We start from the raw sequence: 26,466 nt of genomic DNA on the forward strand, positions 1-26,466 counted from the left end.
CAGCTTGTCAGATCATTGCGTTTGCAGAAACCCATCCCACAAAAACCAGGAGTACTTAGACTGTGAAGAGCGCTGTCGAGAACCTCACCCCCACGCGGGTCAAGCTCAATGTTGAGGTCCCCTTTGAGGAATTGAAGCCCAGCATCGAAGAGGCATACAAGACTGTTGCTTCGCAGATCCAGGTACCTGGCTTCCGCAAGGGCAAGGTCCCCGCAAAGCTGATCGACCAGCGCGTTGGCCGCGGCTACGTGCTGGAGACGGCCATCAACGAAGGCCTCAACGGCTGGTACCAGGAGGCTGTCCAGGAGACTGGAATCCGCCCGCTGAGCCGTCCCGAGGTTGAAATCACCGAAGTTCCGGACCCCTCCGCGACCGACGGCGAACTCAAGTTCCACGCTGAAGTCGACATCCGTCCCGAGATCGAGCTGCCGGACTACGCCGGCATCAAGGTTGAGGTTGCCGCTGCCGAGTCCTCCGAAGCAGACGTTGACAAGGCACTCGACGAACTCCGCGGCCGCTTCGGCACGCTGAAGTCCGTGGAGCGTCCGGCCGCCGACGGCGACTTCCTGACGATCGACATCACCGCCTCGATCGACGGCGCCGAAGTTGACTCCGCCTCCGGCCTGTCCTACCAGGTTGGCGCCGGCACCATGCTCGAAGGCCTTGACGAAGCCGTCACCGGCCTCAGCGCCGACGAGGACGCCATTTTCGAAACCACCCTCGTAGGCGGCGACCACGCCGGCGAAGGTGCCCAGGTCAAGGTAGTGGTCAAGTCCGTCAAGGAGCGCGAGCTTCCCGAGGCTGACGACGACTTCGCCCAGCTGGCATCCGAGTTCGACACGCTGACCGAACTCCGTGCGGACCTCGCCAAGCAGGCTTCCGAAGCCAAGGTTGTCGAGCAGGGTGTCGAGGCACGCGACAAGGTCCTGGACAAGCTCGTTGAGCTCGTTGAGGTTCCCGTTCCCGCCTCGGTTGTCGAAGAGCAGCTGGAGCAGCACTTCAAGGCTGAGAACTCCCACGGTGAAGGCGAGCACGACACCGAGGAGCACCGCGCCGAGGTCAAGGCCAACACCGAGCGTGCCTTCCAGAACGAGATCATCCTTGACGCCATCGCGGACAAGGAAGAGGTCGGCGTCAGCCAGAACGAGCTGATCGACTACATCGTGACCACGGCCAGCCAGTACGGCATGGACCCGAACCAGTTCGCCCAGATCATCGATCAGTCCGGCCAGGTTCCCATGATGGTTTCCGAGGTCCGCCGCCGCAAGGCCCTGGCCGTGGTGCTGGGCCAGGCCGAGGTTACCGACTCCGAGGGCAACAAGGTTGACCTGAGCGACTTCGTCCGCCCCGGCGGCGAAGAAGCTCCTGCCGCTGAGGCTGAAGAGGCTCCCGCCGTTGACAGCGAAGCCGCCGCCGAGGAAGTCGCCCCCAGCGACGACCCCGCAGCAGTGAAGTTCTAACACACGTTGCACGGAAGCCCCCGGATCCCTGATCCGGGGGCTTCCCCCGTTTAACCCCGGAACGGCGGCTTAACTCCGGAACGCTGGCGGGGTTGCGGCAATCGTGCGCCGTCAGCGAACAGTGCGATCTGCGAGAACAAAACGGCCGCGAAACCGGTTAGTGTCCAAGTAGTGATTTTCAGTGACGTCGTACCGTGACGTCACCGTCGCCAGCGAGAGGTAAGTACATATGTCACAGCAAGCAGGGGCACCCCGGATGGCAACTGTCGATCCGGCAGCCCAGGACAACTACATCTATAACCGCCTGCTGAAAGAGCGCATCATCTGGCTTGGCTCCGAGGTTCGCGATGAGAACGCCAACGCGATCTGCTCGCAGTTGCTGCTGCTGTCAGCGGAGAACCCCGATAAGGACATCTACCTTTACATCAACTCGCCCGGCGGCTCTGTAACCGCCGGCATGGCCATCTACGACACCATGCAGTTCATCCCGAACGACGTCGTAACGGTCGCCACCGGTCTTGCGGCGTCGATGGGGCAGTTCCTGCTTTCCTCGGGCACCAAGGGCAAGCGCTACGCCACCCCGAACGCCCGCATCCTGATGCACCAGCCGTCCGGCGGCATCGGCGGCACGGCCTCGGACATCAAGATCCAGGCCGAGCTCATCCTGCACATGAAGAAGGTCATGGCGGAACTCACCGCCGACCAGACCGGGCAGACGGTCGATACCATCCTCAAGGACAACGACCGCGACAAGTGGTTTACGGCTCCCGAAGCCCTCGAGTACGGCTTCTTCGACAAGATCGCCGCACACGCGGGATCTGTAGCCGGCGGCGGCGGAACACAAAACGCCAGCGGCTCGGAATAGTAACCGGCACAAAGACAGAAATGATTCCAGGAGAAATGAACATGAACTACAATTTCGGATCGTCTGCCGGGAACCTGCCCACCAGCCGTTATGTGCTGCCGCAGTTCGAGGAGCGCACCCCCTACGGCTTCAAGCGCCAGGACCCGTACACCAAGCTCTTCGAGGACCGGATCATCTTCCTCGGTGTCCAGGTGGACGACGCCTCCGCTGACGACGTGATGGCACAGCTGCTGGTGCTTGAGTCCACCGACCCGGACCGCGACATCACGCTGTACATAAACTCCCCGGGCGGCTCCTTCACCGCCATGACGGCCATCTACGACACCATGCAGTACATCCGTCCCGAGATCCAGACTGTGTGCCTGGGCCAGGCGGCAAGTGCCGCAGCGGTCCTGCTCGCAGCCGGTACGCCGGGCAAACGGCTGGCACTGCCCAACGCACGCGTCCTGATCCACCAGCCGGCCTTGTCCGGTGGCCAGGGCGGCCAGGCGTCGGACCTCGAGATCCAGGCCGCGGAAGTCATGCGCATGCGCGCCTGGCTCGAAGACACCCTGGCGCACCACTCCGGCCGTACCTCGGAGCAGGTCAACAACGACATCGAGCGTGACAAGATCCTGACCGCGGCAGAAGCACAGTCCTACGGCCTGATCGACCAGGTCCTTGATTCCCGCAAGATCAAGCCGCAGGCGATCACCAGGTAGCAGCACGACACGCGGAGCCGGTGCGGTTCATGGAAAATGGACCGCACCGGCTTTCGTTTTCAACGCGTAAGGTTCCACCCCTCAGGCCGAATGTGACCTAGAGTGGAACATGTCACGGCCGGACCTTCCGGACCCACCGTGATTCCAGCAACCGGTGCAGTGCTGCGGTAGCAGCAGGATACTAAGGGGTTCACATATGGCTCGGATTGGCGAGAGCACGGATCTGCTGAAGTGCTCTTTCTGCGGAAAGAGCCAAAAGCAGGTGCGCAAGCTCATTGCCGGGCCCGGCGTCTATATCTGCGACGAGTGCATTGAGCTCTGCAACGAGATCATCGAGGAGGAGCTCGCGGAAGTAGCGGACCTCGGCAGTTTTGAACTGCCCAAGCCGCGTGAGATCTTCGACTTCCTGCAGGAATACGTCATCGGCCAGGAGCCTGCCAAGCGCTCCCTCGCCGTCGCCGTGTACAACCACTACAAGCGCATCCAGGCCGGCCACGCCCCCAAGAGCGGTAGCCTCGCCGAAGGCGTCCATCACGACGACGTCGAAATCGCCAAGTCGAACATCCTCCTGATCGGCCCCACCGGCTGCGGCAAGACCTACCTGGCACAGACGCTGGCACGGCGGCTCAACGTCCCGTTCGCCGTCGCGGATGCCACGGCACTGACCGAGGCCGGGTACGTTGGCGAGGACGTCGAAAACATTCTCCTGAAGCTCATCCAGGCCGCTGACTATGACGTCAAGAAGGCCGAACAGGGCATCATCTACATCGACGAGATTGACAAGATCTCCCGGAAGAGCGAAAACCCTTCCATCACCCGGGACGTCTCCGGTGAGGGCGTGCAGCAGGCGCTCCTGAAGATCCTGGAAGGCACGGTGGCCTCGGTTCCCCCGCAAGGCGGCCGCAAGCACCCGCACCAGGAGTTCATCCAGATCGACACCACCAACGTGCTGTTCATCGTCGCCGGAGCCTTCGCCGGCCTCGAGGACATCATTGGCTCCCGGTCCGGCCGCAAGGGCATCGGCTTCGGCGCCCCGCTCAACGAGGTCAAGAACAACTCCGACTCGTACGGCGAGGTCATGCCGGAGGACTTGCTGAAGTTCGGGCTTATCCCGGAATTCATCGGCAGGCTTCCCGTTATCACCACGGTCTCGAACCTGGACCGGCCCGCGTTGATCCAGATTCTGTCCACACCGAAGAACGCCCTAGTGAAGCAATACCAGAAGATGTTCCAGCTCGATGGCGTTGAGCTGTTGTTCGACGAGGCAGCGCTGGACATGATCGCCGACCAGGCACTGGAGCGGGGCACCGGCGCCCGCGGACTCCGCGCCATCATGGAGGAAGTGCTTCTGCCGGTGATGTTCGACCTCCCCAGCCGGGACGACATCGCCAGTGTAGTCATCACTGCCGACGTGGTGGCGAAGAAGGCCCAGCCCACCATGATCGCCCACGACGTAGTGGCGAAGCGTCGGAATAAATCCGCTTAGTTCTTCGCTCTTGGTAGATGTGCGCCTGATGCGCGCCATGCCCTGATGACTTTACGAGGAGATTTCCGTGCCTGAAACCACCGCGAGCAAAGCCGACTTCTGGTTCGACCCCCTGTGCCCCTTCGCCTGGATCACATCCCGCTGGGTGGGCGAAGTGGAGGAAGTCCGCGACATCGAGACCGAATGGCACGTGATGAGCCTTGCCGTCCTGAATGAGGGACGCGAGCTGGACCCGGGCTACCGCGAAGCGATGGACAAGGCCTGGGGGCCCGTCCGCGTCATCATCGCCGCCCGCGAGCAGCATGGCGACCACGTCATCAAGCCCCTGTATGACGCCATGGGCAGCCTGATCCACGACGCCGGCGAAAAGGACTTCGGCGTTGTGATCAGCAAAGCGCTGGCGGAGTGCGGGCTTCCCGCCGGGCTCGCAGCCGAGGCGTCCTCGGACGCCTTCGACACGCAGCTTCGCGCCAGCCACGAAGAGGGCATCTCCCTCGTGGGGCAGGACGTGGGAACCCCGGTGGTGGCCTTCAACGGCACGGCGTTCTTTGGTCCGGTGCTGACCCGCATTCCCCGGGGCGAGGAAGCCGGCCGCCTGTGGGACGCCGCGGTGACCCTGGCCGCATACCCGCACTTCTTCGAGATCAAGCGCAGCCGCACCGAGCGGCCTGAATTCAACTGACGGCATCGCCTGGACGGACGCTCGGGCCCGGGAGAATTACTGCCATGTAGTTCTTCCGGGCCTATTGCGGTTCGCCGTAGGTGGGACAACAATAGTTCTTACCCACTTCGAAAGAAGAGGGACACGGAAACCAAAGATTCAGTGACACGCATCTGACGCAGCCTTCGGCAAAGTCAGAAGCTGGCTACCAGTGACGAGGTAGGAAGACCTGAACTTCCGAGGATTCCGCCAGGTTGTCATAGACGTCACGAGACAATCGAAAGTCGAAGCCCCACCAACGGCAATACGCTGATGGGGCTTCCCCTTTGCCCAAAAACAGGCGGAGCTCCAAAGCCGGGGCGCAGCTAAAACAGAAGCCCCACCAGCAGGACGCTGATGGGGCTTCATGTTTGCCCGTACAGGTTTTGTCGGGCGGGCCGGGGGCTAGGCGCTTGGCGCTTCCTCCGGCTGGGCCAGCACAACATCGCTGACGGTGAGTTCGCCTTCGCCTGCCACGAGGGTCAGTTCGCGTGCGTTGGAGGCTGCCTTCAGGTCTGCAAGGCCGGCCTTCAGCTGCGTGGTGAGTGACTCCGTGGCGGTGATCGTGGCGGACAGGACCTCAGTGCGCTGCTTGACCTTCGCCTCGGACTTGGCCTTGCGGATGCCGCTCAGCGCGACCCCGACAGTTGCGAGCATGGTGGTGTCGCCGTCGGACACATCCAGGGGCGCCGGCCACTCGGCGCGGTGCACGGACCCGGTGCGCCACCAGCTCCAGACCTCTTCGGTGGCGAAGGGCAGGAAGGGTGCGAACAGCCTCAGCAAGGTATCCAGGGAGGTGGCCAGGGCCGCCAGCACGGACGCCTGCTCGGCTTCGCCGGCGGCACCGTAGGCGCGGTCCTTGATGAGCTCCACATAGTCGTCGGTGAACTGCCAGAAGAAGCTTTCGCTGATCTGGAGGGCACGGGCGTAGTCGTAGTTTTCGAATGCCTTGGTGGCCTGTGCCACGACATCCGAGAGCTGCGCCAGTACCGCGCGGTCCAAGGGGTTGGTCAGCACGGACAGATCCGTGGAAACCACCGAGTTTTCCGTGGCACCGAGGTTCAGGACGAACTTCGAGGCGTTGAGGAGCTTGATGGCCAGGCGGCGGCCGATCTTCATCTGGGCGATCTCGTAGGCGGTGTCCGCGCCGAGTTTGGCCGATGCCGCCCAGTAGCGGACCGCGTCCGAGCCGTACTCGTTGAGGACGTCGGTCGGGACGATCACGTTGCCCTTGGACTTGGACATCTTCTTGCGGTCCGGATCCAGGATCCAGCCCGAGATGGCCGCGTGCTTCCACGGTGCGGTGTCCTGCAGCGCGTCGGCGCGGACGGCGGAGGAGAAGAGCCACGTCCGGATGATGTCGTGCCCCTGCGGGCGCACGTCGAAGGGGTAGACCTTGGCAAAGAGTGCCTCGTCCGTGCTCCATCCGCCCACGATCTGCGGTGTCAGCGAGGACGTGGCCCAGGTGTCCAGGACGTCAGCGTCGCCGGTGAAACCGCCCGGCACATCGCGCTGGGCTTCTTCGTAGCCGGGGGCGGCGTCGGCGGCCGGGTCCACGGGGAGTTGCGCGTCGGACGGGACGATCGGCGCATCGTATTCGGGGTTGCCGTCGGCATCCAGGGGGTACCAGACCGGCACCGGCACGCCGAAGAAGCGCTGGCGGGACACGAGCCAGTCGCCGTTAAGCCCGGAGATCCAGTTCTCGTAGCGTGAGCGCATGAATGCCGGGTGGAATTCGATTTCTTTGCCCCGGCCGATCAGGCGTTCGCGGCGGTCCTCGTCGCGGCCGCCGTTGCGGATGTACCACTGGCGGGACGTCACCACTTCGAGGGGCTTGTCGCCCTTCTCGAAGAAGTTGACCGGGTGCATGATCTTCTTGGGCTCGCCGTCGAGGAGCCCGGCGGCGGACAGCTGCTCGACAACGGCTTCCTTGGCGCTGAAGACCGTCTTGCCGGCGATTGACTCGAAGGCCGAGAGGCCTTCGCCGGTGGTGATCCAGTCCGGGGTGTCACCGATGATCCGGCCGTCGCGGCCCACGATGGCGCGGGTGGGCAGCTGCAGTTCGCGCCACCAGGTGACGTCGGTGAGGTCGCCGAAGGTGCAGACCATGGCGATGCCCGAGCCCTTGTCCGCCTTGGCGAGATGGTGCGCCTTGACCTCCACCTCAACGCCGAACAGGGGGGAGGTGACCTTCTTGCCGAACAGCGGCTGGTACCGCTCGTCGTCGGGGTTCGCTACGAGGGCGGCACAGGCGGCCAGCAGCTCCGGGCGGGTCGTCTCGACGTAGATCTTGTCGCCGTCCTCGGTGAAGAACGGGTAGCGGTAGTATGCGCCGGCGACTTCGCGGTCCTCGAGTTCGGCCTGGGCCACGGCGGTGCGGAACGTGACATCCCACAGGGTGGGTGCCTCGGCCATGTACGCGTCGCCGGCGGCCAGGTTGGCCAGGAAGGCGCGCTGGGAGATGGCGCGGGACTTGTCGTCAATGGTGCGGTAGGTCAGGTCCCAGTCAACGGAGAGGCCCAGGGTCTGGAAGAGGTTCTCGAAGACCTTCTCGTCCTCGACGGCGAGCTCCTCGCACAGCTCGATGAAGTTCCGGCGCGAAACGACGTCGAAGTCGCGCTGGTTCTTGGCCGGCTCTGCCGGCGGGCGGTAGGCGGCGTCGTAGGAAATTGCCGGATCGCAGCGAACGCCGTAATAGTTCTGGACGCGGCGCTCGGTAGGCAGGCCGTTGTCGTCCCAGCCCATCGGGTAGAAGACGTTTTTGCCGGTCATGCGCTGGTAGCGCGCCAGGACGTCGGTCTGGGTGTAGGAGAACATGTGCCCCACGTGCAGGGACCCCGACGCCGTGGGCGGGGGAGTGTCGATCGAGTAGACCTGCTCCCTGGTGGTTTCCCGATTGAACTTGTAGGTCCCTTCGTCAAGCCAGCGCTGCGTCAGGGCAGCTTCCAACCCCTCAAGGGCGGGCTTGTCCGGAACATTGATAGGGGCAGTGGTGGGCGTGTCTGTACCCTGTTTGTCTTCAGCCATGGAGCAATTGTTTCATGATCTCTTCCATCGCCTGCGCGTCTCCCTGCACTAGCATCCCGGTATGGACTACGAAGACCGCCAGTTGGTGACCAAACGCATCTACGATGAACCGGCCGACGACGACGGTTTCCGTGTCCAGTATGAGGCCGAACTCGAAAACAACCCGGCCGTGGCCGCCCTGCAGGAACTGGCGGGGAAGCACCGCCGCATCACTCTGCTGTACGGCGCCAGGGACCCGGAGGTCAACCACGCCCGTGTGCTGCTGGAGTTCCTCCGGCGCTAGGGTGGTGCCATGACTGAGGAAAAGCGCACGAAGGCAGCAGTAGTTACGGGAGCAAGCACAGGAATCGGCGAAGCCACGGTCCGTGCGTTGACGGCTGAGGGGTGGAGGGTCTTTGCAGTCGCCCGCCGCGCGGACCGGCTCGCCGCACTGGCAGCGGAAACGGGAGCCACGGCCGTCCCTGCGGACATCACCGAAGACTCTGACGTGGAGCGGCTCCTGGCCGAAGTGACGCAGGCAGGCGGCATTGACACCCTCATCAACATCGCCGGCGGTGCGCGCGGAGCGGACAGGATCGCGGATGCCAAGACGGAAGACTGGGAGTGGATGTTCGGGGTGAACGTCCTGGGCACCATGAAACTGACGCGTGCCTTCCTGCCGATGCTGCGGGCCGGCGGCGAGGGAACAGTCCTGAACCTGACGTCGACGGCGGGACTGACCGCCTATGAGGGCGGCGGCGGTTACAACGCGGCCAAGTTCGCCCAGCACGCCATGAACGATGCGCTGCGGCTCGAAGAGGTGGAACACAACCTCCGGGTCATCGAGGTTGCCCCGGGGCTGGTGCACACCGAGGAGTTCGCACTCAACAGGCTGGGCGATCAGGAGGCTGCCGGCAAGGTTTACCAGGGCGTCGAGAAGCCGCTCACGGCCGCAGACGTCGCCGATGTGGTCCGCTACGCTGTCACGGCGCCGCACCACGTTAACCTGGACCAGATCGTGATCCGGCCCGTGGCGCAGGCCGCCACCCACAAGCTCATCCGCAAGCAGGCCTGAGCAAGCGGGCCCCGAGTTCTAACCGGCAGCCGGGACGCTCAGCGTCGCCACGACCGCTGCATGGTCCGTTCCGGGCACGCGATGGACTGCGTACCCGGAACCGGTGATGCCGGGGCTGGTAACGAGATGGTCAATGGCAATACCGGGCAGCCGGGGCCCTCCCATCGGCCAGGTGGGGACCAGGCGCATTCCGGCGGCCGTCCCAACATCCACCATTTTCCGACCACCGTGGCCGCCGTCGAGGAGCGCGCGGAACTCGGTGTGGTCGTACGTGGCGTTGAAGTCGCCGATGAGCAGCCGGTTGCCGGGCCGCGCGGCCAGGCGGGCCACGGCTGCGAGGTCGCTGCGCCACTGGCCAATGCGGACGTCCACCGGCGGCAGCGCATGGACGTTCGCTATTTCGAGGACCGCCGGCGCTCCCGTGCCTTCAACGGTGACCCTGATGATCGGCATCTGGAACGGCGTATCCGGCACGATGCCAACCGCTTCCATGCGGTGCGCCGAGTAGGTGGCGCTACCGGCGGCGTCGTCCGTTGGGTCGCTGATCCTGTTCGGCAGCAAAGCGGACAGCCCAGCGGCCGCGAGCCTGTCCTCAAGGGCCTGCGAATGTTCCTGGACGGTCAGCAGCGTAACGCCGTTCTCCCGGACCAGCCGCACAATTTCCGCCGCATCCGCCTGGCCATATTCCGAATTGATGTTCATGGCCGTCACCTGCACCGTCGGCGCACCGGTCTCGGGAATGCTCCGGCCGTGGTCCAGCGGGAACAGCCAAAAGAGCTGGATCGCCATCAGGACGGCAGTCACCCAGGCCAGCCACCGACGTCGGCCAAGAACGGCGAGGAGCAACCCGGCGCCGGCCGGGATCACCAGCCACGGTGTGAAGGACAACAGCTGGACGACGGGAGTAGGCCATTCCGCCGGAATGGCGCGGAAGACGGACAGGACCGCCACCGGCACCGAGGCCAGCACGGCGAGCAGCGGCCATGCGACGGACCGGCGGCGCTGTGGCCGGCTGGTTGCGGCGGAAACCGGTGTGGAGATGGTCATGCGCCCGAGTCTATGCATTCCAGATGCCCGCGTATGCCCCGGATCACCTCGTCGATACAGCAAATTGGGGTAATCTGAGGCAACTCTGGGTAGAATCGGGTATCAGCTTTGACCCGGCCATCACCGGTGAGCTTCCGGAAGAACCTTCGGGCCCTGCGGCGCAGGACCCGAAGCAGTAGAACCGGACGGGTAAGCCCGTCACAGCAGCAATGAGCGGCCGACGCCGGTGCTCTCCATTACGGGGGTCCGGCGACGGTAAGTGAGGTGGTACCGCGGTGCCGGTGCTGTTGAAAGACAGCGTACGGGCCGTCCTCGCATCCTGAATGATCCACTTGTTCACTAGCTCAACCCAGGATGTCGAGATGACCTATTACCCCAAGGCCTCAGCCGCACCGTCAGGCTCCGGTTCCATCGCCTCTGGCGTGTCTGCCTCCGTGAAGTTTCCGGAGATCGAAGAACGGATCCTCAAGTACTGGGACCAGGACGGCACCTTCCAGGCAAGCATCGACCAGCGCAGCGCAGACGCACCCGGTGGGGCTCCCGGCAGCAACGAATTCGTCTTCTACGACGGCCCTCCCTTCGCCAACGGCCTGCCGCACTACGGCCACCTGCTGACCGGTTACGCCAAGGACCTGGTGGGCCGCTACCAGACGCAGCGCGGCCGCCGCGTCGAGCGCCGCTTCGGCTGGGACACCCACGGCCTTCCCGCCGAGCTGGAGGCAATGAAGCAGCTGGGCATGACGGACAAAACCCAGATCGAGGCCATGGGCATCGACAAGTTCAACGACGCCTGCCGCGCGTCCGTGATGAAGTACGCGGACGAGTGGAAGAGCTACGTCACCCGCCAGGCCCGCTGGGTGGACTTCGACAACGACTACAAGACGCTCAACGTCGAATACATGGAGTCCGTGCTCTGGGCCTTCAAGCAGCTGCATGAAAAGGGCCTGACCTACAACGGCTATCGGGTCCTGCCGTACTGCTGGAAGGACGAAACGCCGCTGTCCAACCACGAACTTCGCATGGACGACGACGTCTACAAGAACCGCCAGGACCAGACCGTCACCGTCACGTTCCCCATCACGGCAGGGGAGTCGGAACTGTCCAGGCAGCTCGCCGGCGTGCAGGCGCTCGCCTGGACCACCACGCCATGGACGCTGCCCACCAACCTGGCGCTCGCCGTCGGGCCCGCCATCACCTATACCGTGCTGCCGGCCGGTCCCAACGGCATCAAGGCGGCGTCCCCCGAGGCCCCCGTCTCGGGGAGCTTCCTGCTCGCCGCCGACCTGCTGGGCGCCTACGCCAAGGACCTGGGCTACGGCGACGGCACCGCAGGCGTTGAGGCCGCCGAGGCCGCGGTCACCGCCACGTACACCGGCGCCCAGCTCGCCGGCCTGCAGTACCAGCCGCTCTGGACCGACTTCAGCGACACCGAGAAGTTCGGCACGGAGAACGCCTGGCGCTTCCTCGTGGCCGATTACGTCACCACCACCGACGGCACCGGCATCGTCCACCAGGCGCCCGCCTACGGTGAAGACGACCAGAAGGTCTGTGAAGAGGCCGGTATCCCCGTGGTCCTCTCCGTGGACGAGGGCGCCAAGTTCCTGCCGCTGTTCTCGCACGGCGACCTGCACGACATCGTCGGACTGCAGGTGTTCGAGGCCAACAAGCCCATCACGCAGGTGTTGCGCGCCCAGGGCCGCCTGGTCCGGCAGGCCAGCTACGAGCACAGCTACCCGCACTGCTGGCGCTGCCGCAATCCGCTGATCTACCGCGCAGTGTCCTCCTGGTACGTGGAAGTCACCAAGTTCAAGGACCGCATGTCCGAGCTGAACCAGGAGATCAACTGGATCCCCGGCAACGTCAAGGACGGCCAGTTCGGCAAGTGGCTGGCCAACGCCCGCGACTGGTCCATCAGCCGCAATCGCTACTGGGGCAGCCCCATCCCGGTGTGGCAGTCCAGCGACCCCGAATTCCCGCGCACCGACGTCTACGGTTCGCTCGCCGAGATCGAGGCTGACTTCGGCCGGCTCCCGCTGAACAAAGCCGGGCAGGTTGACCTGCACCGGCCGTTCATCGACGAACTGACCCGCCCGAACCCCGACGACCCGCGCACCCCCGAAGAGGGCCAGTCCGTGATGCGCCGCGTCGAGGATGTACTGGACGTGTGGTTCGACTCCGGCTCCATGCCCTACGGCCAGGTCCACTACCCGTTCCAGAACGAGGAGTGGTTCGACACCCACAACCCGGCAGATTTTATCGTCGAGTACATCGGGCAGACCCGCGGCTGGTTCTACATGCTGCACATCCTGTCCACGGCGCTGTTCGACCGGCCGGCCTTCCGCAACGTCATCAGCCACGGCATCGTGCTCGGTTCGGACGGGCAGAAGATGTCCAAGAGCCTGCGCAACTACCCGGACGTCTCCGAGGTCCTGGACCGCGACGGCTCCGACGCCATGCGCTGGTTCCTGATGTCCAGCCCCATCCTGCGCGGCGGCAACCTTGTGGTCACCGAGCAGGGAATCCGCGACGGCGTCCGCCAGGTCATCCTGCCGCTGTGGAACGTGTACAGCTTCTTCACGCTGTACACGAACGCCGCGAACGCTGCTGCAGGACAAGCGAAGGGCTACGACGCGAAGCTGCGCTACGACGGCTACGCGGACACGCTGGACCAGTACCTCATGGCCAACACCGGGGACCTGGTCCGCAACATGACCGCCCAGCTGGACGGCTACGACATCTCCGGCGCCTGCGACGAACTGCGCAGCTACCTGGACATGCTCACCAACTGGTACGTGCGCCGCAGCCGCCAGCGCTTCTTCGACGAGAGCGTCGACGCCTTCGACGCGCTCTACACCGCGCTGGAGACCGTTTCCCGGGTGGCGGCGTCCCTGCTGCCGCTGGTCTCCGAAGAGATCTGGCGCGGCCTCACCGGCGGGCGCTCCGTCCACCTGGCCGACTGGCCGGACGCCGGGCTCTTCCCGGCCAACCCGGGACTCGTCGAGGCGATGGACCGGGTCCAGCAGATCTGTTCCACCGGATCCTCGCTCCGCAAGGCTGCAAACCTCCGGGTCCGCCTGCCGCTGCAGGAGCTCACCGTCGTGGCACCCGGCGCGGATGCGCTGGGAGGCTTTGCCGCCGTCGTCGCCGATGAACTGAACCTGCGTTCCGTCCGACTGCTGGACGCCGACAGCGCCTCCCCGGAGGAGTTCGGCATCGAGCAGAAGCTCGTCGTCAATGCACGGGCCGCCGGGCCGCGCCTGGGCAAGAACGTCCAGCAGGCCATTAAGGGCTCCAAGTCCGGTGACTGGTCCGTGGACGACGCCGGAGTGGTCACCGCGGGCGGACTCGTCCTCGAGCCGCAGGAATACACGCTGGAAACGGTCGTGGCGGAGGCCGCCGAGGGAGCCGGTTCGCGTGCCGCTGCGGTGCTGCCTGGCGGCGGCTTCGTGGTCCTCAACACCGAGGTCACGCCGGAACTCGAAGCCGAAGGCCTGGCCCGGGACATGGTCCGTGCCATCCAGCAGGCCCGCAAGGATGCCGGACTCAACGTGAGCGACCGCATCCGCACCACCGTGACCGCCGCGCAGAACGTCATCGACGCGCTGGAGGCCAATGCCGGACTCATCAGGACCGAAACCCTGACTGTGGACCTTGGAACCGTTGCGGCAGACTCCGCAGAACCGCAGATCAGCGTTGAAAAAGTAGAGGCCTAAGCAATGACAGACGAATTTTCCGTAGAGAGCGTCTACGCCGAACTGCTGGGCCGCGCGCCCGAAAACAAGATGGAACCCCGCCTTGCGCCGCTGTTCCGGGCCATGGATGTACTGGGGGAGCCCAACAAGGCGTTCCCGATCATCCACGTCACCGGCACCAACGGCAAGACATCCACGGCCCGCATGATCGAGGCCGGGCTCCGGGCCCACGGACTGAGCACCGGGCGGTACACGAGCCCGCACCTGTCCAAGGTGACCGAGCGGATCAGCATCGACGGTGCACCGGTATCGGATGTGACCTTCGTCCGGATCTGGGACGAGATCCGGCCGTACCTGCAGATCGTGGACGGCGAGCTCGAGGCCGAGGGTCAGCCCCGGCTGACGTACTTCGAGTGCCTCACCATCCTGGCCTTCGCCGTTTTTGCCGACCAGCCGGTCAACGTGGCTGTTATGGAGGTGGGCCTGGGCGGCATTACCGATGCCACGAACGTCGGTGACGGCCAGGTGGCAGTGGTGACTCCCATCTCGCTGGACCACACGGACCTGCTCGGCGACACCACCGAAGACATTGCCCGCGAAAAGGCGGGCATCATCAAGCCGGGAGGCTTCCTGGTCAGCGCCGCGCAGCCCGTCGGCGCCGCCCAGGTGCTGCTGGAAAAGGCCCGGGAGGTCCAAGCCCCGTACCGCTTCGAAGGCGTGGAGTTCGGCGTCGAGTCGCGGACCGTTGCCGTCGGCGGCCAGATGGTCACCATCCAGGGCCTGGCCGGACGGTACGAGGAACTGCTCGTTCCGCTGCACGGAGCGCACCAGGCGGAGAACGCCGCCGTCGCCATTGCCGCGCTTGAGGCGTTCTTCGGCGGCGAAAAGGCCCTTGACGCCGAAATCCTCCAGGAGGCGTTTGCTTCGGTCACCTCTCCGGGCCGCCTGGAAGTCCTCCGCACTGCGCCGACCATCATCGTGGATGCCGCCCACAACCCCGAGGGCATCCGGGTTTCGGCCGAAACCATCCACGAAGCCTTCAGCTTCACCAAACTGGTGCTGGTTGTGGGCGTCCTGAAGGAGAAGGACGCCGAGGAGATCCTCCGCCAGCTCAAGGAGTCCCTGGGCGACCTCTCCGCGGAATACTGCTTCACCCAGTCCAACTCGCCCCGGGCAGTAACGGCCGAGGACCTGGCGGAACTGGCGCTGGACCTGGGCTTCGGCGAAGACAACATCCATGTGGCCGAAAAGCTCGACGACGCCCTGGAATGGGCCGTGGAGCACGCCGAAGCCAACGAGGACCTCGCCGGCGGCGTCCTGGTGACGGGTTCCATCACGCTCGTGGCGGAAGCCCGGATCCTGCTCGGAAAGGCGGACGCCTGACAATGGCTCGACTCACAAAGGCGCAGCGCGAGTGGCGGCCGGGCATGCCCAAGAAGCGGCGCTCCACCAAGGTCATGTTCGCCTCCACGGTCCTGGTGCTCGAGGGGTTCGTTGCGTTCTTCGCCACACTGGCGGTCTTCGGCCTGCGGCGCGACGAGTTCCCGCCGGCAGTGATTCTCTCGGTGGGCATCGTGCTGAGCCTGGTGCTCGTGCTCACCTGTGCCGTGCTGTCCAAGCCGTGGGGTGTGGCCCTGGGGTGGATTCTGCAGCTGGTCCTGATCTTCACCGGATTCCTTGAGCCCATGATGTTCGTCGTGGGTATCCTGTTTGCCGTGGCCTGGTGGTACGGCATCCGGACCGGCATCCGGATCGACCGCGAGGCCGCGCAGCGCGAACGTGAGCAGGCCGAGTGGGACGCCGCCCACCCCGACGGCGAAACCAACTAGACTATTTTCAAACCCCACCAACCACATTGGAGCAGCTGTGAGCATTGAGCGCACCCTCGTCCTGATCAAGCCCGACGGCGTGACCCGCAACCTGACCGGAGCCATCCTCGGCCGGATTGAAGCCAAGGGCTACAGCCTGGCCGAGCTCAAGAAGGTCGACGCCAGCCGCGAACTGCTGGAGCAGCACTACGAGGAGCACGTAGGCAAGCCGTTCTACGAGCCGCTGGTTGAGTTCATGCTCAGTGGGCCCGTTGTCGCGGCGATCTTCGAAGGCCACCGCGTCATCGAGGGTTTCCGTTCCCTCGCAGGCACCACGGACCCGACGACGGCGGCGCCCGGCACCATCCGCGGCGACTTCGGCCGCGACTGGGGCCTGAAGGTCCAGCAGAACCTCGTCCACGGTTCGGATTCGGTGGAGTCCGCCGAACGCGAGATCAAGATCTGGTTCCAGGACTAACAGCCACCAGCGCGAACGGACACTTGAGCCACCTGTCTTAGGCGCGAACGTACAGTTGAGGCCCCCTTTCCGAAGAAACGGGGGCCTCAACTGTACGTTCGCGCTTTTTCTTTGGCTTAGTAGCCGGAGGTTCCGATGAACACCTGGATGAAGGCGAAGAAGATGGTGGCGATGACGGCCACGTAAAGCAGGGCCGTGACGATCCAGCCGGCGTCGCCCACGATCTTGGCGGGTCCGGCGGGAACCTTGATCACCCCGTGCATGATGTTCCGGACCGTGACCCACACAAAGAGCGGGATCATCGCGGCCCAGACCACCATGCAGAACGGGCAGAGGATGTGGATGGAATACAGGGCCTGCGACCACAGCCACACCACGAAGGCAAAGCCGAGCGTCACACCGGCCTGGAAGCCAAGCCAGTACCAGCGGGCAAACTTTGCGCCGGAAAGAACAGCCATGCCCGTGGTGATAATGACGGCGAACGCCACGATGCCAATGAACATGTTGGGGAAACCGAAGACGGAACTCTGCCAGGTCTGCATGACAGCGCCGCACGAGACCCAGGGATTGATGTCGCAGGCCGTTACATGGTTCGGATCCTTGAGGACCTCGAGCTTTTCCAGGACGAGGGCGCCCGACGCGAGCCAGCCGACGATGCCGGTGATCACCAGGAGCCATCCGAAGCGCTTGTCCCTGGTCATGGGAGGCAGGCTTTCCTGGGCCGCTGCACGCTCGCGGAGGCCACCGTCCAGCCTGTTGTCCTGCGTGGAATTGGAGATGCTGGGCATGGGATGTTGCGTCCTTTTTCTCGAGGGCTCCTCGCCCTGATTGTAACGCCGGAGGCTGGAAGGGACGCACAGACTGCAGCCGGGCCGCGCCCTGATTGTAAGTTGCCCGGCACTGCATCCGCCGCGATGGACTGAGCGTATGAGAGAATGAAGCTGGCTGGAATACGATCCACATTCGGATTCCGGTCCGGTGGCTCGTTTGTAAGACCGCCAATGATGAGCAGGGCACGGTCCGGATCCACGATAGATCCCGGCTTTCCCGCAATGCCATTGGACGGCACCTGGTTGTGGCTTGAGGAACAACGGGTTTCAGAACGACGTCGCCGGCCCTCCAGGGCTGCCGCACCCCACTGCCGGTGCGAACCTGAGGGTATCCAATTGACTTCTGTCAACGCCTGCGGGTTTTGACAAATATGTGCCCCAATGGGTGCCGGATGTGGCGGTACGTCAGGGGCAGGAGTGTCGCCACATATGGATAATGACCAGGTTCTAGCCGTTAATGAAGAAACCGCTGCCAGCGAAGAAGCAGTAGCTCCGGAAGCGCCGAAGAAGGCGACCCGGACAAGGCGCAAGGCCGCCCCCAAGGTGGAGGCCGTCGACGCCGTCGAATCGGAGTCAGTTCCGGCGGAGGCCCCGGCGTTGGACACCGCCGCAGAGGAGAAGCCCCCGGCGCGCCGCAGCCGTTCCCGCAGGAAAGTCGAGCCTGCCGAGCCGCTCCCGGTCTTCGCCGAGGACGCCGCAGCTGCTCCGGTAGACGCAGCTCCGGCTGATGCGGCACCCGTGGAAGACGTTCCGGTTGAAGCCGCCGTCGTTGAAAAGCCCGTCCGCCGCCGCGCCTCGCGCGCCAAGGCCCCCGCTAAAGCGGCCGCCGCCGAACCCGCTGCTGAGCCGGCCCCTGCCGAGGAACCTGCGCCGGTCGTCGAGCCTGCGCCGGTCGCGGAGACCGCACCCGCTGCTGGAACAGCAGCACCGGAGGAAGCAGCAGCTGCCGAGCCTGAAGAGCCCGCCACCGCGGAGGCCGGCCCGGTGGGCGCGCTCTTCCTTGAGCCCGGCTCGGTCACTTCCATGATTTTCCAGGCACCCGACCTGAGCACCGTGGTCCGCCCGGCCACGCCCCCCGCGGTCACCCCCGCTGCGGCCGAGGAAACTGACGAGGAAGAAACCGGCGACGACGGCGATGCTGACGCCGGCGGCGCCCGTCGCCGGCGCAGCCGCGGACGCCGCGGCCGCAGCCGCGTGACCGACCGCGAAGCAACCGGCGAGGCCGAAGACGCCGAGGGCGCCGCTGACGAGGACGCCGAGGAGGAGTCCACCCGGACCGCGGAGGACGGCGTGACATCCCGCCGCCGTCGCCGCCGCCGCCGCGGCGACCAGGATCTTGAGCTCACCGGAGGGGAAGGCGACGACCCGCCCAACACCGTGACCCGTGTCCGTGCCCCGCGCGCCGTCAGCGAGGCGCCGGTCAACAACCGCGTCACATCCGTCAAGGGCTCCACCCGGCTGGAGGCCAAGAAGCAGCGCCGCCGCGAATCCCGCGACACCGGCCGCCGCCGCACGGTCATCACCGAGGCCGAGTTCCTGGCCCGCCGCGAATCCGTGGACCGCCAGATGATCGTCCGCCAGCGCGACGACAGAATCCAGATCGGCGTCCTCGAAGACGGCGTCCTGGCAGAACACTTCGTGTCCAAGACCCAGCAGGACTCCCTGATCGGCAACGTCTACCTGGGCAAGGTCCAGAACGTGCTGCCGTCGATGGAAGCCGCCTTCGTGGACATCGGACGCGGCCGGAACGCCGTGCTGTACGCCGGTGAAGTCAACTGGGACGTGGTCAACCTCGAAGGCAAGCAGCGCCGGATCGAGAACGCGCTGAAGTCCGGCGACTCCGTGCTGGTCCAGGTCACCAAGGACCCGGTCGGCCACAAGGGCGCCCGCCTGACGAGCCAGATTTCGCTGCCCGGCCGCTACCTCGTATACGTTCCCGGCGGTTCCATGACCGGAATCTCCCGCAAGCTGCCCGACGTCGAACGCAACCGCCTCAAGCGGATCCTCAAGGACCGCCTGCCGGAAGATGCCGGCGTCATCGTCCGCACTGCGGCCGAGGGCGCGTCCGAGGAAGAGCTCACACACGACATCAACCGCCTGCGCGCCCAGTGGGAAGGGATCGAAGGCCAGGCAACGTCCACAAAGATCCTCGCTCCGGAACTGCTCTACGGCGAACCTGACCTGACCATCAAGGTGGTCCGTGACGTTTTCAACGAGGACTTCTCCAAGCTGATCGTCTCCGGCGAGGAAGCCTGGGACACTATCGAGGCCTATGTCACCTACGTGGCTCCGGACCTCGTGGGCCGGCTCGAGAAGTGGACCAAGGACACGGACATCTTCGCGGCCTGGCGGATCGACGAGCAGATCCACAAGGCACTCGACCGCAAGGTCTTCCTGCCGTCCGGCGGTTCCCTGGTCATCGACCGCACCGAAGCCATGACGGTGGTGGACGTCAACACCGGCAAGTTCACCGGCAGCGGCGGCAACCTCGAGGAAACCGTCACCAAGAACAACCTGGAAGCGGCCGAGGAAGTCGTCCGGCAGCTCCGGCTCCGCGACATCGGCGGCATCATCGTCATCGACTTCATCGACATGGTGCTCGAATCCAACCGCGACCTCGTGCTTCGCCGCATGGTGGAGTGCCTCGGCCGCGACCGGACCAAGCACCAGGTGGCCGAAGTGACCTCGCTGGGACTCGTGCAGATGACCCGCAAGCGGATGGGCACCGGGCTACTTGAAGTCTTCGGCGAGCAGTGTGAAGCCTGCGCCGGCCGCGGCATCGTCACCCACGACGAGCCCGTGGAACACCGCCGCGCCAACGTTGTGGCCGCCGAGCATCACATACCGCGGACGGAGAGCCAGCCGGCCCCGCGGACGGAGCGCAAGAGCCGCCGCCGCGGCAAGGGCGGTCAAGCTCCCGAGGCCGCTCCGCTGACGCCGGCCGCGGTACATCACGAGCCCACCGATGCCGAGCGCCACGCCAAGGCCGAAGCTACCCGCGCGGCGCTGGCCAACATCGCCGCCGCGGCGCACGCCGCCCACCTGCACGACGCCGAGACCGGCCATGCCCCCCCGGCGGCTGCCGCTGCCCAAGCGGCAGGGCAGGCACACGCTGCCCAGTCAACGCCGGCGCAGTCCGCTCCCGCGACGGCACGGCCGGCCAAGGTGTCCGACGCCGAGGCGGCTGCCGCAGGGCGGCCGGCTGCGGTCCTGACCTTCGGCGGCGAAAAGGTTGCGCTTCCGTTCGTTGAGCACGCAGGGGAATCGCCGGCCACCGGTGCGGCCCTGACCCTCGACCGCCTGGCCGAGGCGTTCGCGCACCTTGGCGAGCCTGCAGCGGCTGAGCGCCCGGCGGCACCGGCTGAGCAGCCGGTTCAGGCGGTCCAGGCCCCGGCAGCCCGGGTTCCGGCTACGCGGGCCCCGGCAGCCCAGGCTGCTGAAGCCGACTACACCGACCACACTGCGGTGCAGGGCCGGGCGCGCCGTCCGCGCCGCAACCGGAGTGCGAGCCGTGCCCAGGGCGCGGCGAACGAAACATCCGTGGAACACCACGAGAGCGCTCCGGTGGCCGCGGCAGGGCACACCCACGAGGCGAAGGCACCGGAACCGGCAAAGAAGGATGCGCAGGCAAAGGCTCCGGCCAGCGAACCGATCATCCTCGGCGTGGGAGTCCCGGCCTCCGAGCTCTGATCCACCAGCCGACTGACACCGCGGGTGCGGTCCGAACCGGGCGTAGTAATACGCCGGATTCGGGCCGTACCCGCGAGTCCGTTAAAGGAAAACAGCTAGGCTAGGGGACTGACACGGGGTGCCGCGCACAGGGCCGGCTGAGATCCACACCCGTTGAACCTGTCCGGCTAGCACCGGCGAAGGGATGTCTCCTTTGTCTTCATCATTCCTGCCCACCCCCGCCTCAACCACGGGGGCCGGGTCCACCCTGGACGCCGCCCTGCGCGCAACCCCGCGGGTGGTGGCCATCGCCGGATCGGATCCGTCCGGAGGGGCGGGGATCCAGGCGGACCTCAAGAGCATTGCCGCCAACGGCGGCTACGGCATGGCCGCCATTACCGCCCTGACGGCACAGAACACCCACGGCGTCCGGGCCGTCCACGTTCCCCCGGCGGACTTCCTGACCGCCCAGCTTGAGGCCATCAGCGACGACATCAGCATCGACGCCGTCAAGATCGGCATGCTGGGTGACTCCGCGGTGATTGCCGCCGTCCGCAGCTGGCTGGTAAAGGCCCGTCCCGCCGTCGTGGTCCTGGACCCTGTCATGGTGGCCACCAGCGGGGACCGTCTCCTGCAGGAGGCCGCCGAAGCGGAACTGCGTGAACTCCTGCCACTGGCCGACCTGATCACGCCGAACCTCGCAGAACTCGCGATGCTCCTCAACGAGCCCCTCGCGGGCGACTGGGAGGCCGCACTGGCCCAGGGCAAAAGGCTTGCCGCCCAGGCCGGCACCACCGTGCTGGTTAAAGGCGGACACCTCGACGGCGGGGAATGCCCCGACGCGCTCGTCAACACCGAAGGGCTGCTGGCCCAGGATGTTGTGGTGGTCGACGGCGGCCGGATCGCCACCCGGAACAGCCACGGGACCGGGTGCTCCCTGTCGTCGGCCATGGCCACCGTGCAGGCAAGCCTGGGGGACTGGGAGGCGTCCTTGCGGGCAGTGAAGCCGTGGCTGGAGGGGGCGCTCCGGGAGTCCGGAGTGCTGGACGTGGGAACGGGCAACGGCCCGGTCCACCACTTCCACCATCTGGCGCCCAGGGGCCAGGACGTGCCGGCGGAGGGCCAGTTCGCTGCAGTACTCCGGCAGGACGCAGGACCGGACCTCGACGCCATCTACGGGCTGGACTTCATCCGCGCACTGGCCGACGGTTCCCTCACGGAACGCCACTTTGCCTATTACCTTGCCCAGGACGCCATCTACCTGAACGGCTACTCCAGGGTGCTGTCCCGTGCTGCCGCGATCGCCCCCACCGAGGCCGAGCAACTGTTCTGGGCACGGTCGGCACAGCAATGCCTGGAAGTCGAGTCCGAACTGCACCGGACGTGGCTGAGCACCCGGACTGTGGACTCCGGACTGGGGCCGGTGACCAAGTCCTACGTGGACCACCTGCTGGCCTCGTCTGTTTCCGGCAGCTACGGAGTGCTCGTGGCAGCGGTACTCCCGTGCTTCTGGCTGTATGCCGAAGTGGGGGCCACGCTGCACGGGCAGTTCCTGGCCGCCGGATCGCCGTCCGGCCACCCGTATGCCGACTGGCTGCGGACGTACGCGGACGAGGAGTTCGCCGCCGCCACCCGGCAGGCGGTGCGGATCACCGACGACGCCGCCCGGGCCGCCTCGGAAACGGAACGGCAGGCCATGCGGCTGGCTTTCCGGCAGTCCTGCCGGTACGAGGTGGAGTTCTTCGACGCGCCGCGCCTGCACGCTGAACCGGAAAGCCTTCCAAAGCCGGTAGGATAGTGGGGCACGGTTCCGGAAGTCGTTGCAGTGGCAGGCCGTAATACACGGAGTGTCGCCTATCACGTACTACCACCGGAGCCAGCCTCATTTGCGGCCGAAGGCAAAATTAGCGTATTCTAGATCTTCGGTGCTTACGCCAACACTTGGGTTATGACCCCGGATCAGACTGTTTGGAATTACAAACGGAATTGTTCGTGGGATAACTCATGGGTTCCCCCGGGGAATCCACCGGCGTTGAGGCACAGCGTGAGCCAGGCCAAACAATTGGACCCAGGTTCCGCACGCAAATCTAGTAATAAACGTCGAGAGAAGTGAGTTCCCCAGTGGTGTACGCGATTGTCCGCGCAGGCGGCCGCCAAGAGAAGGTTTCCGTTGGAGACTTCGTTACCCTGAACCGCGTCCCCGGTGGAGCCGGCAGCACCATTGAGTTGCCCGCACTGCTCCTGGTAGACGGTGACAAAGTCACGTCTGCCGCTGCGGACCTGGCCAAGGTAACGGTTACGGCTGAGATCCTTCAGGACCTTCGTGGTCCGAAGATCGTCATCCAGAAGTTCAAGAACAAGACCGGGTACAAGAAGCGCCAGGGTCACCGTCAGGAACTGACCAAGGTCAAGATCACCGGTATCAAGTAACCTTCCGTTACTTTTCAGGTTTTCAGCAGATTCCCCAGAATTTTTAAGGCAGGCATTTCAAATGGCACATAAAAAAGGCGCGAGTTCCACTCGCAACGGTCGTGACTCCAACGCCCAGTACCTCGGCGTCAAGCGCTTCGGCGGCCAGGTAGTTTCCGCGGGCGAGATCATCGTCCGCCAGCGTGGCACCCACTTCCACCCGGGTGCAGGCGTTGGCCGTGGCGGCGACGACACCCTGTTCGCACTGACGCCCGGCGCTGTCGAATTCGGCACCCGCCGCGGACGTCGAGTAGTGAACATCGTTGCTGCTGCAGCTGCAGAGTAACAACAAGATCTGAACCGGTGGAGCGGGCCATGATGGCCCGCTCCACTGTTCTTTTAACCGCATTACAATCAATTTGGGCGTCTAAGACGGTCAGGTTATGCACAGAGGAGATTCACGTGGCGAGCTTTGTAGACCGGGTAGTACTGCACGTATCCGGCGGTACCGGCGGTCACGGCTGTGTCTCCGTCCACCGCGAAAAGTTCAAGCCCCTGGGCGGTCCCGACGGCGGTAACGGCGGCGACGGCGGCGACGTCATCCTGCGCGTTGACGCCCAGACCACCACACTGCTGGACTACCACCACGCACCCCACCGCCACGCCACCAACGGCGGTCCCGGCATGGGCGACTGGCGCGGCGGCAAAAACGGCGAAACGCTGATCCTTCCCGTTCCGGAAGGAACCGTAGTCAAGACCAAGGACGGCCGTGTGCTGGCCGACCTCGTCGGCGAAGGCACCGAGTTCATCGCGGCCGCCGGCGGCCCGGGCGGTTTGGGCAACGCCGCGCTTTCCTCGCAGAAGCGCCGCGCCCCGGGCTTCGCCCTGCTCGGCATCGAAGGCGAATCCAGCGACATCGTCCTGGAACTGAAGTCCATTGCGGACATCGCGCTCGTGGGCTTCCCGTCCGCGGGCAAATCGAGCCTCATCGCCGCCATGTCCGCGGCACGCCCCAAAATTGCCGACTACCCCTTCACTACCCTGATCCCCAACCTGGGCGTGGTGCAGGCCGGGGACATCCGCTTCACCATCGCCGACGTCCCCGGACTTATCGAAGGGGCCAGCGAAGGCAAGGGCCTGGGCCACCACTTCCTGCGACACGTAGAACGCTGCGCAGCTTTGGTCCACGTTTTGGACTGCGGTACGTTGGAATCCGAGCGCGATCCGCTTTCAGACCTCGCCATCATCGAAGCCGAACTCGAGAAATACGCGGTTGACATGAGCTTCGCCGGCTCCGACGGCGAGGTTGTCCCGCTGAACCACCGTCCCCGGCTGGTGGCGCTGAACAAGGTCGACCTGCCTGACGGCAAGGACATGGCCGAGTTCGTCCGGCCCGAGCTTGAATCCCGCGGCTACCGTGTGTTCGAGATTTCCGCGACGAGCCACGAGGGCCTGCGGCAACTGGGCTTCGCCATGGCAGAGATCGTCAAGGCCGCCCGGGACGCCGTGGCTGCCACGCCGCCCAAGGTGCACGCACCCGTACTGCGCCCCAGGGCAGTCAACGAATCCGGCTTCAAGATCCGCCGCGAAGAGAAGAACCTCGAACCGCTGTTCCGCGTGTTGGGCGACAAGCCCGTGCGCTGGGTCAAGCAGACCGACTTCACCAACGAGGAAGCCATTGGCTACCTCGCCGACCGCCTGGCCAAACTGGGCGTCGAAAACGAGCTGTTCAAGCAGGGCGCCGTCCCCGGCGACACCGTAGTGATCGGTGAAGACGACGGCGTGGTGTTCGACTGGGAGCCAACCATGATGGCCGGCGCCGAGCTGCTCGCCTCTCCGCGTGGCACCGACGTCCGCTTTGCCGACATCGGCGACCGCCCCACCCGCGGGCAAAAGCGCGACGAACAGCAGGAGCGCCGCGACGCCAAGGCTGCGGCCCGGGCTGAACTTGAAGCCGAGCGCAAAGCCGGCATCTGGACTGAATCAGTCAGCGGGCGCCGCGCCGCACGGCCGCTTAAGGAAAGCGGACTGACCACCGAGAATGAGGAGTGAACCCCCACACGTGACCGATAATTCCGCAATTGTCATCGAGGAACCCAGGACCGACGACCGTAGCGTGCTCGCGAGGGCCCGCCGCATCGTAGTCAAGGTCGGATCATCGTCGCTCACCAGCATCAAGGGTGGGATCTCAGAAGAGGCGCTGATCGAGCTGTCGGATGCGCTGGCCGCGAAGAGCAACGCAGGCACGGAGATCATCCTTGTTTCCTCCGGCGCCATCTCTGCCGGCCTGGCACCGCTGGGCCTCGTGAAGCGCCCGCGGGACCTTGCCACCCAGCAGGCGGCCGCAAGCGTCGGGCAGGGGCTGCTGATGGCCCGCTACACGCATGCCTTCGCAGCGCACGGCGTGACGGTGAGCCAGGTGCTGCTGACCGCGGATGACCTCATGCGGCGCAGCCACCATATGAACGCCTTCCGCGCCCTGAACCGGCTCCTGAACCTGGGCGTTGTGCCCGTGGTCAACGAGAACGACACGGTGGCCACGCACAAGATCCGCTTTGGCGACAATGACCGGCTCTCCGCCCTGGTGGCGCACCTGGTCCGCGCGGATGCCCTGCTGCTGCTCTCCGACGTCGACTCCCTGTATGACGGCCCGCCGTCGAAGGGAGCCAAGCGGATTCCGCAGGTCGATGGCCCGCAGGACCTTGAAGGCGTCAACATCGGCAAGCCCGGCAAGGCCGGAGTCGGAACCGGCGGAATGCAGACAAAGGTCGAGGCCGCGACCATGGCCGCCGATTCGGGAATCCCCGCCCTGGTCACTTCCACCGCCAATGCCGCGGCCGCCCTAAGGGGCGACGACGTCGGAACCTGGTTCACCGTCAACAGCGGACGCAAGTCGGTGCGCATGATGTGGCTCGCCCACCTTGCCCATGTGCAGGGCCGGCTGATCCTCGACGACGGTGCTGTCACGGCCGTACAGGACAATCACACCTCGCTGCTGCCTGCTGGTATTACGGCCGTTGAAGGGACCTTTGAATCCGGCGACGCCGTGGAAATGCTCTCACCCGACGGTACCGTTATCGCCCGGGGCCTGGTCAACTACTCCTCCGACGAACTGCCGCAAATGCTGGGCCGTTCCACAGTGGAGCTGGGGGAGTCCCTGGGCCGGGGCTTCGACCGTGAAGTTGTTCACGTTGATGACCTGGTTCTGGTCTAACGGGCTGACTCCCTTAGACTTGAATG

The 26,466-nt window shown here is 65.3% G+C and carries 20 protein-coding genes and 1 riboswitch; of the genes, 17 read left to right on the plus strand and 3 right to left on the minus strand.

What is annotated here, in order from left to right; translation table 11 throughout:
* The first annotated feature begins 62 nt into the window (after window positions 1-62).
* From tig to AB0N24_RS17945, 5 genes are all read left to right on the plus strand, one after another.
* On the plus strand, window positions 63-1,460 hold the full coding sequence (gene tig, locus AB0N24_RS17925; RefSeq protein WP_364127078.1) for a trigger factor: 1,398 nt from the start codon (window positions 63-65) through the stop codon (window positions 1,458-1,460).
* 256 nt (window positions 1,461-1,716) lie between these two features.
* Window positions 1,717-2,325, plus strand: coding sequence for an ATP-dependent Clp protease proteolytic subunit (locus AB0N24_RS17930; RefSeq protein ID WP_364127284.1), 609 nt, complete (start codon window positions 1,717-1,719; stop codon window positions 2,323-2,325).
* 41 nt (window positions 2,326-2,366) lie between these two features.
* Window positions 2,367-3,026, plus strand: coding sequence for an ATP-dependent Clp protease proteolytic subunit (locus AB0N24_RS17935; protein ID WP_364127081.1), 660 nt, complete (start codon window positions 2,367-2,369; stop codon window positions 3,024-3,026).
* Window positions 3,027-3,222: 196 nt separating this feature from the next.
* Window positions 3,223-4,512, plus strand: coding sequence for an ATP-dependent Clp protease ATP-binding subunit ClpX (gene clpX, locus AB0N24_RS17940; protein WP_104173120.1), 1,290 nt, complete (start codon window positions 3,223-3,225; stop codon window positions 4,510-4,512).
* Between the two features lie 67 nt (window positions 4,513-4,579).
* Entirely contained in the window at window positions 4,580-5,194 is a 615-nt protein-coding gene (locus tag AB0N24_RS17945) for a disulfide bond formation protein DsbA (RefSeq protein ID WP_364127084.1), read from the plus strand.
* Window positions 5,195-5,617: 423 nt separating this feature from the next.
* On the opposite strand, the gene valS is transcribed toward AB0N24_RS17945, so the two are convergent.
* On the minus strand, window positions 5,618-8,239 hold the full coding sequence (gene valS, locus AB0N24_RS17950; RefSeq protein ID WP_364127087.1) for a valine--tRNA ligase: 2,622 nt from the start codon (window positions 8,237-8,239) through the stop codon (window positions 5,618-5,620).
* Between the two features lie 61 nt (window positions 8,240-8,300).
* On the opposite strand from valS, the gene AB0N24_RS17955 reads away from it, so the two are divergent.
* Window positions 8,301-8,522: a DUF488 domain-containing protein gene (locus AB0N24_RS17955; RefSeq protein WP_364127090.1), complete on the plus strand. Its 222-nt coding sequence runs from the start codon at window positions 8,301-8,303 to the stop codon at window positions 8,520-8,522.
* 9 nt (window positions 8,523-8,531) lie between these two features.
* Window positions 8,532-9,293: an SDR family oxidoreductase gene (locus AB0N24_RS17960; protein ID WP_364127093.1), complete on the plus strand. Its 762-nt coding sequence runs from the start codon at window positions 8,532-8,534 to the stop codon at window positions 9,291-9,293.
* Between the two features lie 18 nt (window positions 9,294-9,311).
* Here AB0N24_RS17960 and AB0N24_RS17965 read toward each other — a convergent pair whose 3' ends face one another.
* A complete protein-coding gene (locus AB0N24_RS17965; protein WP_364127096.1) occupies window positions 9,312-10,340 on the minus strand; it encodes an endonuclease/exonuclease/phosphatase family protein in 1,029 nt (342 codons plus the stop codon).
* Between the two features lie 362 nt (window positions 10,341-10,702).
* On the opposite strand from AB0N24_RS17965, the gene ileS reads away from it, so the two are divergent.
* The 4 genes from ileS to ndk are packed head-to-tail and all read left to right on the plus strand — an operon-like array spanning window position 10,703 to window position 16,318.
* A complete protein-coding gene (gene ileS / locus AB0N24_RS17970; protein WP_364127098.1) occupies window positions 10,703-14,053 on the plus strand; it encodes an isoleucine--tRNA ligase in 3,351 nt (1,116 codons plus the stop codon).
* A gap of 3 nt (window positions 14,054-14,056) precedes the next feature.
* Window positions 14,057-15,415, plus strand: coding sequence for a folylpolyglutamate synthase/dihydrofolate synthase family protein (locus AB0N24_RS17975; protein WP_364127101.1), 1,359 nt, complete (start codon window positions 14,057-14,059; stop codon window positions 15,413-15,415).
* 2 nt (window positions 15,416-15,417) lie between these two features.
* The gene (locus AB0N24_RS17980; protein ID WP_104173112.1) at window positions 15,418-15,861 is read left to right on the plus strand and encodes a DUF4233 domain-containing protein; all 444 of its coding nucleotides are present in this window, start codon (window positions 15,418-15,420) and stop codon (window positions 15,859-15,861) included.
* A gap of 37 nt (window positions 15,862-15,898) precedes the next feature.
* Window positions 15,899-16,318, plus strand: a complete 420-nt coding sequence (gene ndk / locus AB0N24_RS17985) for a nucleoside-diphosphate kinase (RefSeq protein WP_104173111.1) — start codon at window positions 15,899-15,901, stop codon at window positions 16,316-16,318.
* A gap of 116 nt (window positions 16,319-16,434) precedes the next feature.
* On the opposite strand, the gene AB0N24_RS17990 is transcribed toward ndk, so the two are convergent.
* The gene (locus AB0N24_RS17990; RefSeq protein ID WP_364127105.1) at window positions 16,435-17,106 is read right to left on the minus strand and encodes a vitamin K epoxide reductase family protein; all 672 of its coding nucleotides are present in this window, start codon (window positions 17,104-17,106) and stop codon (window positions 16,435-16,437) included.
* 471 nt (window positions 17,107-17,577) lie between these two features.
* On the opposite strand from AB0N24_RS17990, the gene AB0N24_RS17995 reads away from it, so the two are divergent.
* From AB0N24_RS17995 to proB, 6 genes are all read left to right on the plus strand, one after another.
* Window positions 17,578-20,838, plus strand: a complete 3,261-nt coding sequence (locus tag AB0N24_RS17995; protein WP_364127108.1) for an Rne/Rng family ribonuclease — start codon at window positions 17,578-17,580, stop codon at window positions 20,836-20,838.
* Window positions 20,839-20,942: 104 nt separating this feature from the next.
* Window positions 20,943-21,040, plus strand: a riboswitch (TPP riboswitch).
* Window positions 21,023-22,615: a bifunctional hydroxymethylpyrimidine kinase/phosphomethylpyrimidine kinase gene (gene thiD, locus AB0N24_RS18000; protein ID WP_364127111.1), complete on the plus strand. Its 1,593-nt coding sequence runs from the start codon at window positions 21,023-21,025 to the stop codon at window positions 22,613-22,615. It overlaps the preceding riboswitch by 18 nt.
* 323 nt (window positions 22,616-22,938) lie before the next feature.
* The gene (rplU, locus tag AB0N24_RS18005; RefSeq protein ID WP_011692233.1) at window positions 22,939-23,247 is read left to right on the plus strand and encodes a 50S ribosomal protein L21; all 309 of its coding nucleotides are present in this window, start codon (window positions 22,939-22,941) and stop codon (window positions 23,245-23,247) included.
* A gap of 61 nt (window positions 23,248-23,308) precedes the next feature.
* On the plus strand, window positions 23,309-23,572 hold the full coding sequence (rpmA, locus tag AB0N24_RS18010) for a 50S ribosomal protein L27 (RefSeq protein ID WP_009372867.1): 264 nt from the start codon (window positions 23,309-23,311) through the stop codon (window positions 23,570-23,572).
* Window positions 23,573-23,688: 116 nt separating this feature from the next.
* Entirely contained in the window at window positions 23,689-25,278 is a 1,590-nt protein-coding gene (obgE, locus tag AB0N24_RS18015; RefSeq protein ID WP_364127113.1) for a GTPase ObgE, read from the plus strand.
* Window positions 25,268-26,440, plus strand: coding sequence for a glutamate 5-kinase (gene proB, locus AB0N24_RS18020; RefSeq protein WP_364127115.1), 1,173 nt, complete (start codon window positions 25,268-25,270; stop codon window positions 26,438-26,440). Before obgE ends, proB begins: the two co-directional genes overlap by 11 nt.
* The last annotated feature ends 26 nt before the right edge of the window (window positions 26,441-26,466 follow it).

It is taken from the genome of Arthrobacter sp. NPDC093128 (genome assembly GCF_040683875.1).
Classification (GTDB): Bacteria; Actinomycetota; Actinomycetes; order Actinomycetales; family Micrococcaceae; genus Arthrobacter.

Coding starts and splice junctions, on each gene's coding strand:
- AB0N24_RS17930 (WP_364127284.1), top strand. CDS start 1,717: ATGGCAACTGTCGATCCGGCAGCCCAGGACAACTACATCTATAACCGC.
- AB0N24_RS17935 (WP_364127081.1), top strand. CDS start 2,367: ATGAACTACAATTTCGGATCGTCTGCCGGGAACCTGCCCACCAGCCGT.
- clpX (WP_104173120.1), top strand. CDS start 3,223: ATGGCTCGGATTGGCGAGAGCACGGATCTGCTGAAGTGCTCTTTCTGC.
- valS (WP_364127087.1), bottom strand. CDS start 8,239: ATGGCTGAAGACAAACAGGGTACAGACACGCCCACCACTGCCCCTATC.
- AB0N24_RS17955 (WP_364127090.1), top strand. CDS start 8,301: ATGGACTACGAAGACCGCCAGTTGGTGACCAAACGCATCTACGATGAA.
- AB0N24_RS17960 (WP_364127093.1), top strand. CDS start 8,532: ATGACTGAGGAAAAGCGCACGAAGGCAGCAGTAGTTACGGGAGCAAGC.
- AB0N24_RS17965 (WP_364127096.1), bottom strand. CDS start 10,340: ATGACCATCTCCACACCGGTTTCCGCCGCAACCAGCCGGCCACAGCGC.
- ileS (WP_364127098.1), top strand. CDS start 10,703: ATGACCTATTACCCCAAGGCCTCAGCCGCACCGTCAGGCTCCGGTTCC.
- AB0N24_RS17975 (WP_364127101.1), top strand. CDS start 14,057: ATGACAGACGAATTTTCCGTAGAGAGCGTCTACGCCGAACTGCTGGGC.
- AB0N24_RS17980 (WP_104173112.1), top strand. CDS start 15,418: ATGGCTCGACTCACAAAGGCGCAGCGCGAGTGGCGGCCGGGCATGCCC.
- AB0N24_RS17990 (WP_364127105.1), bottom strand. CDS start 17,106: ATGCCCAGCATCTCCAATTCCACGCAGGACAACAGGCTGGACGGTGGC.
- AB0N24_RS17995 (WP_364127108.1), top strand. CDS start 17,578: ATGGATAATGACCAGGTTCTAGCCGTTAATGAAGAAACCGCTGCCAGC.
- thiD (WP_364127111.1), top strand. CDS start 21,023: ATGTCTCCTTTGTCTTCATCATTCCTGCCCACCCCCGCCTCAACCACG.
- rpmA (WP_009372867.1), top strand. CDS start 23,309: ATGGCACATAAAAAAGGCGCGAGTTCCACTCGCAACGGTCGTGACTCC.
- proB (WP_364127115.1), top strand. CDS start 25,268: ATGAGGAGTGAACCCCCACACGTGACCGATAATTCCGCAATTGTCATC.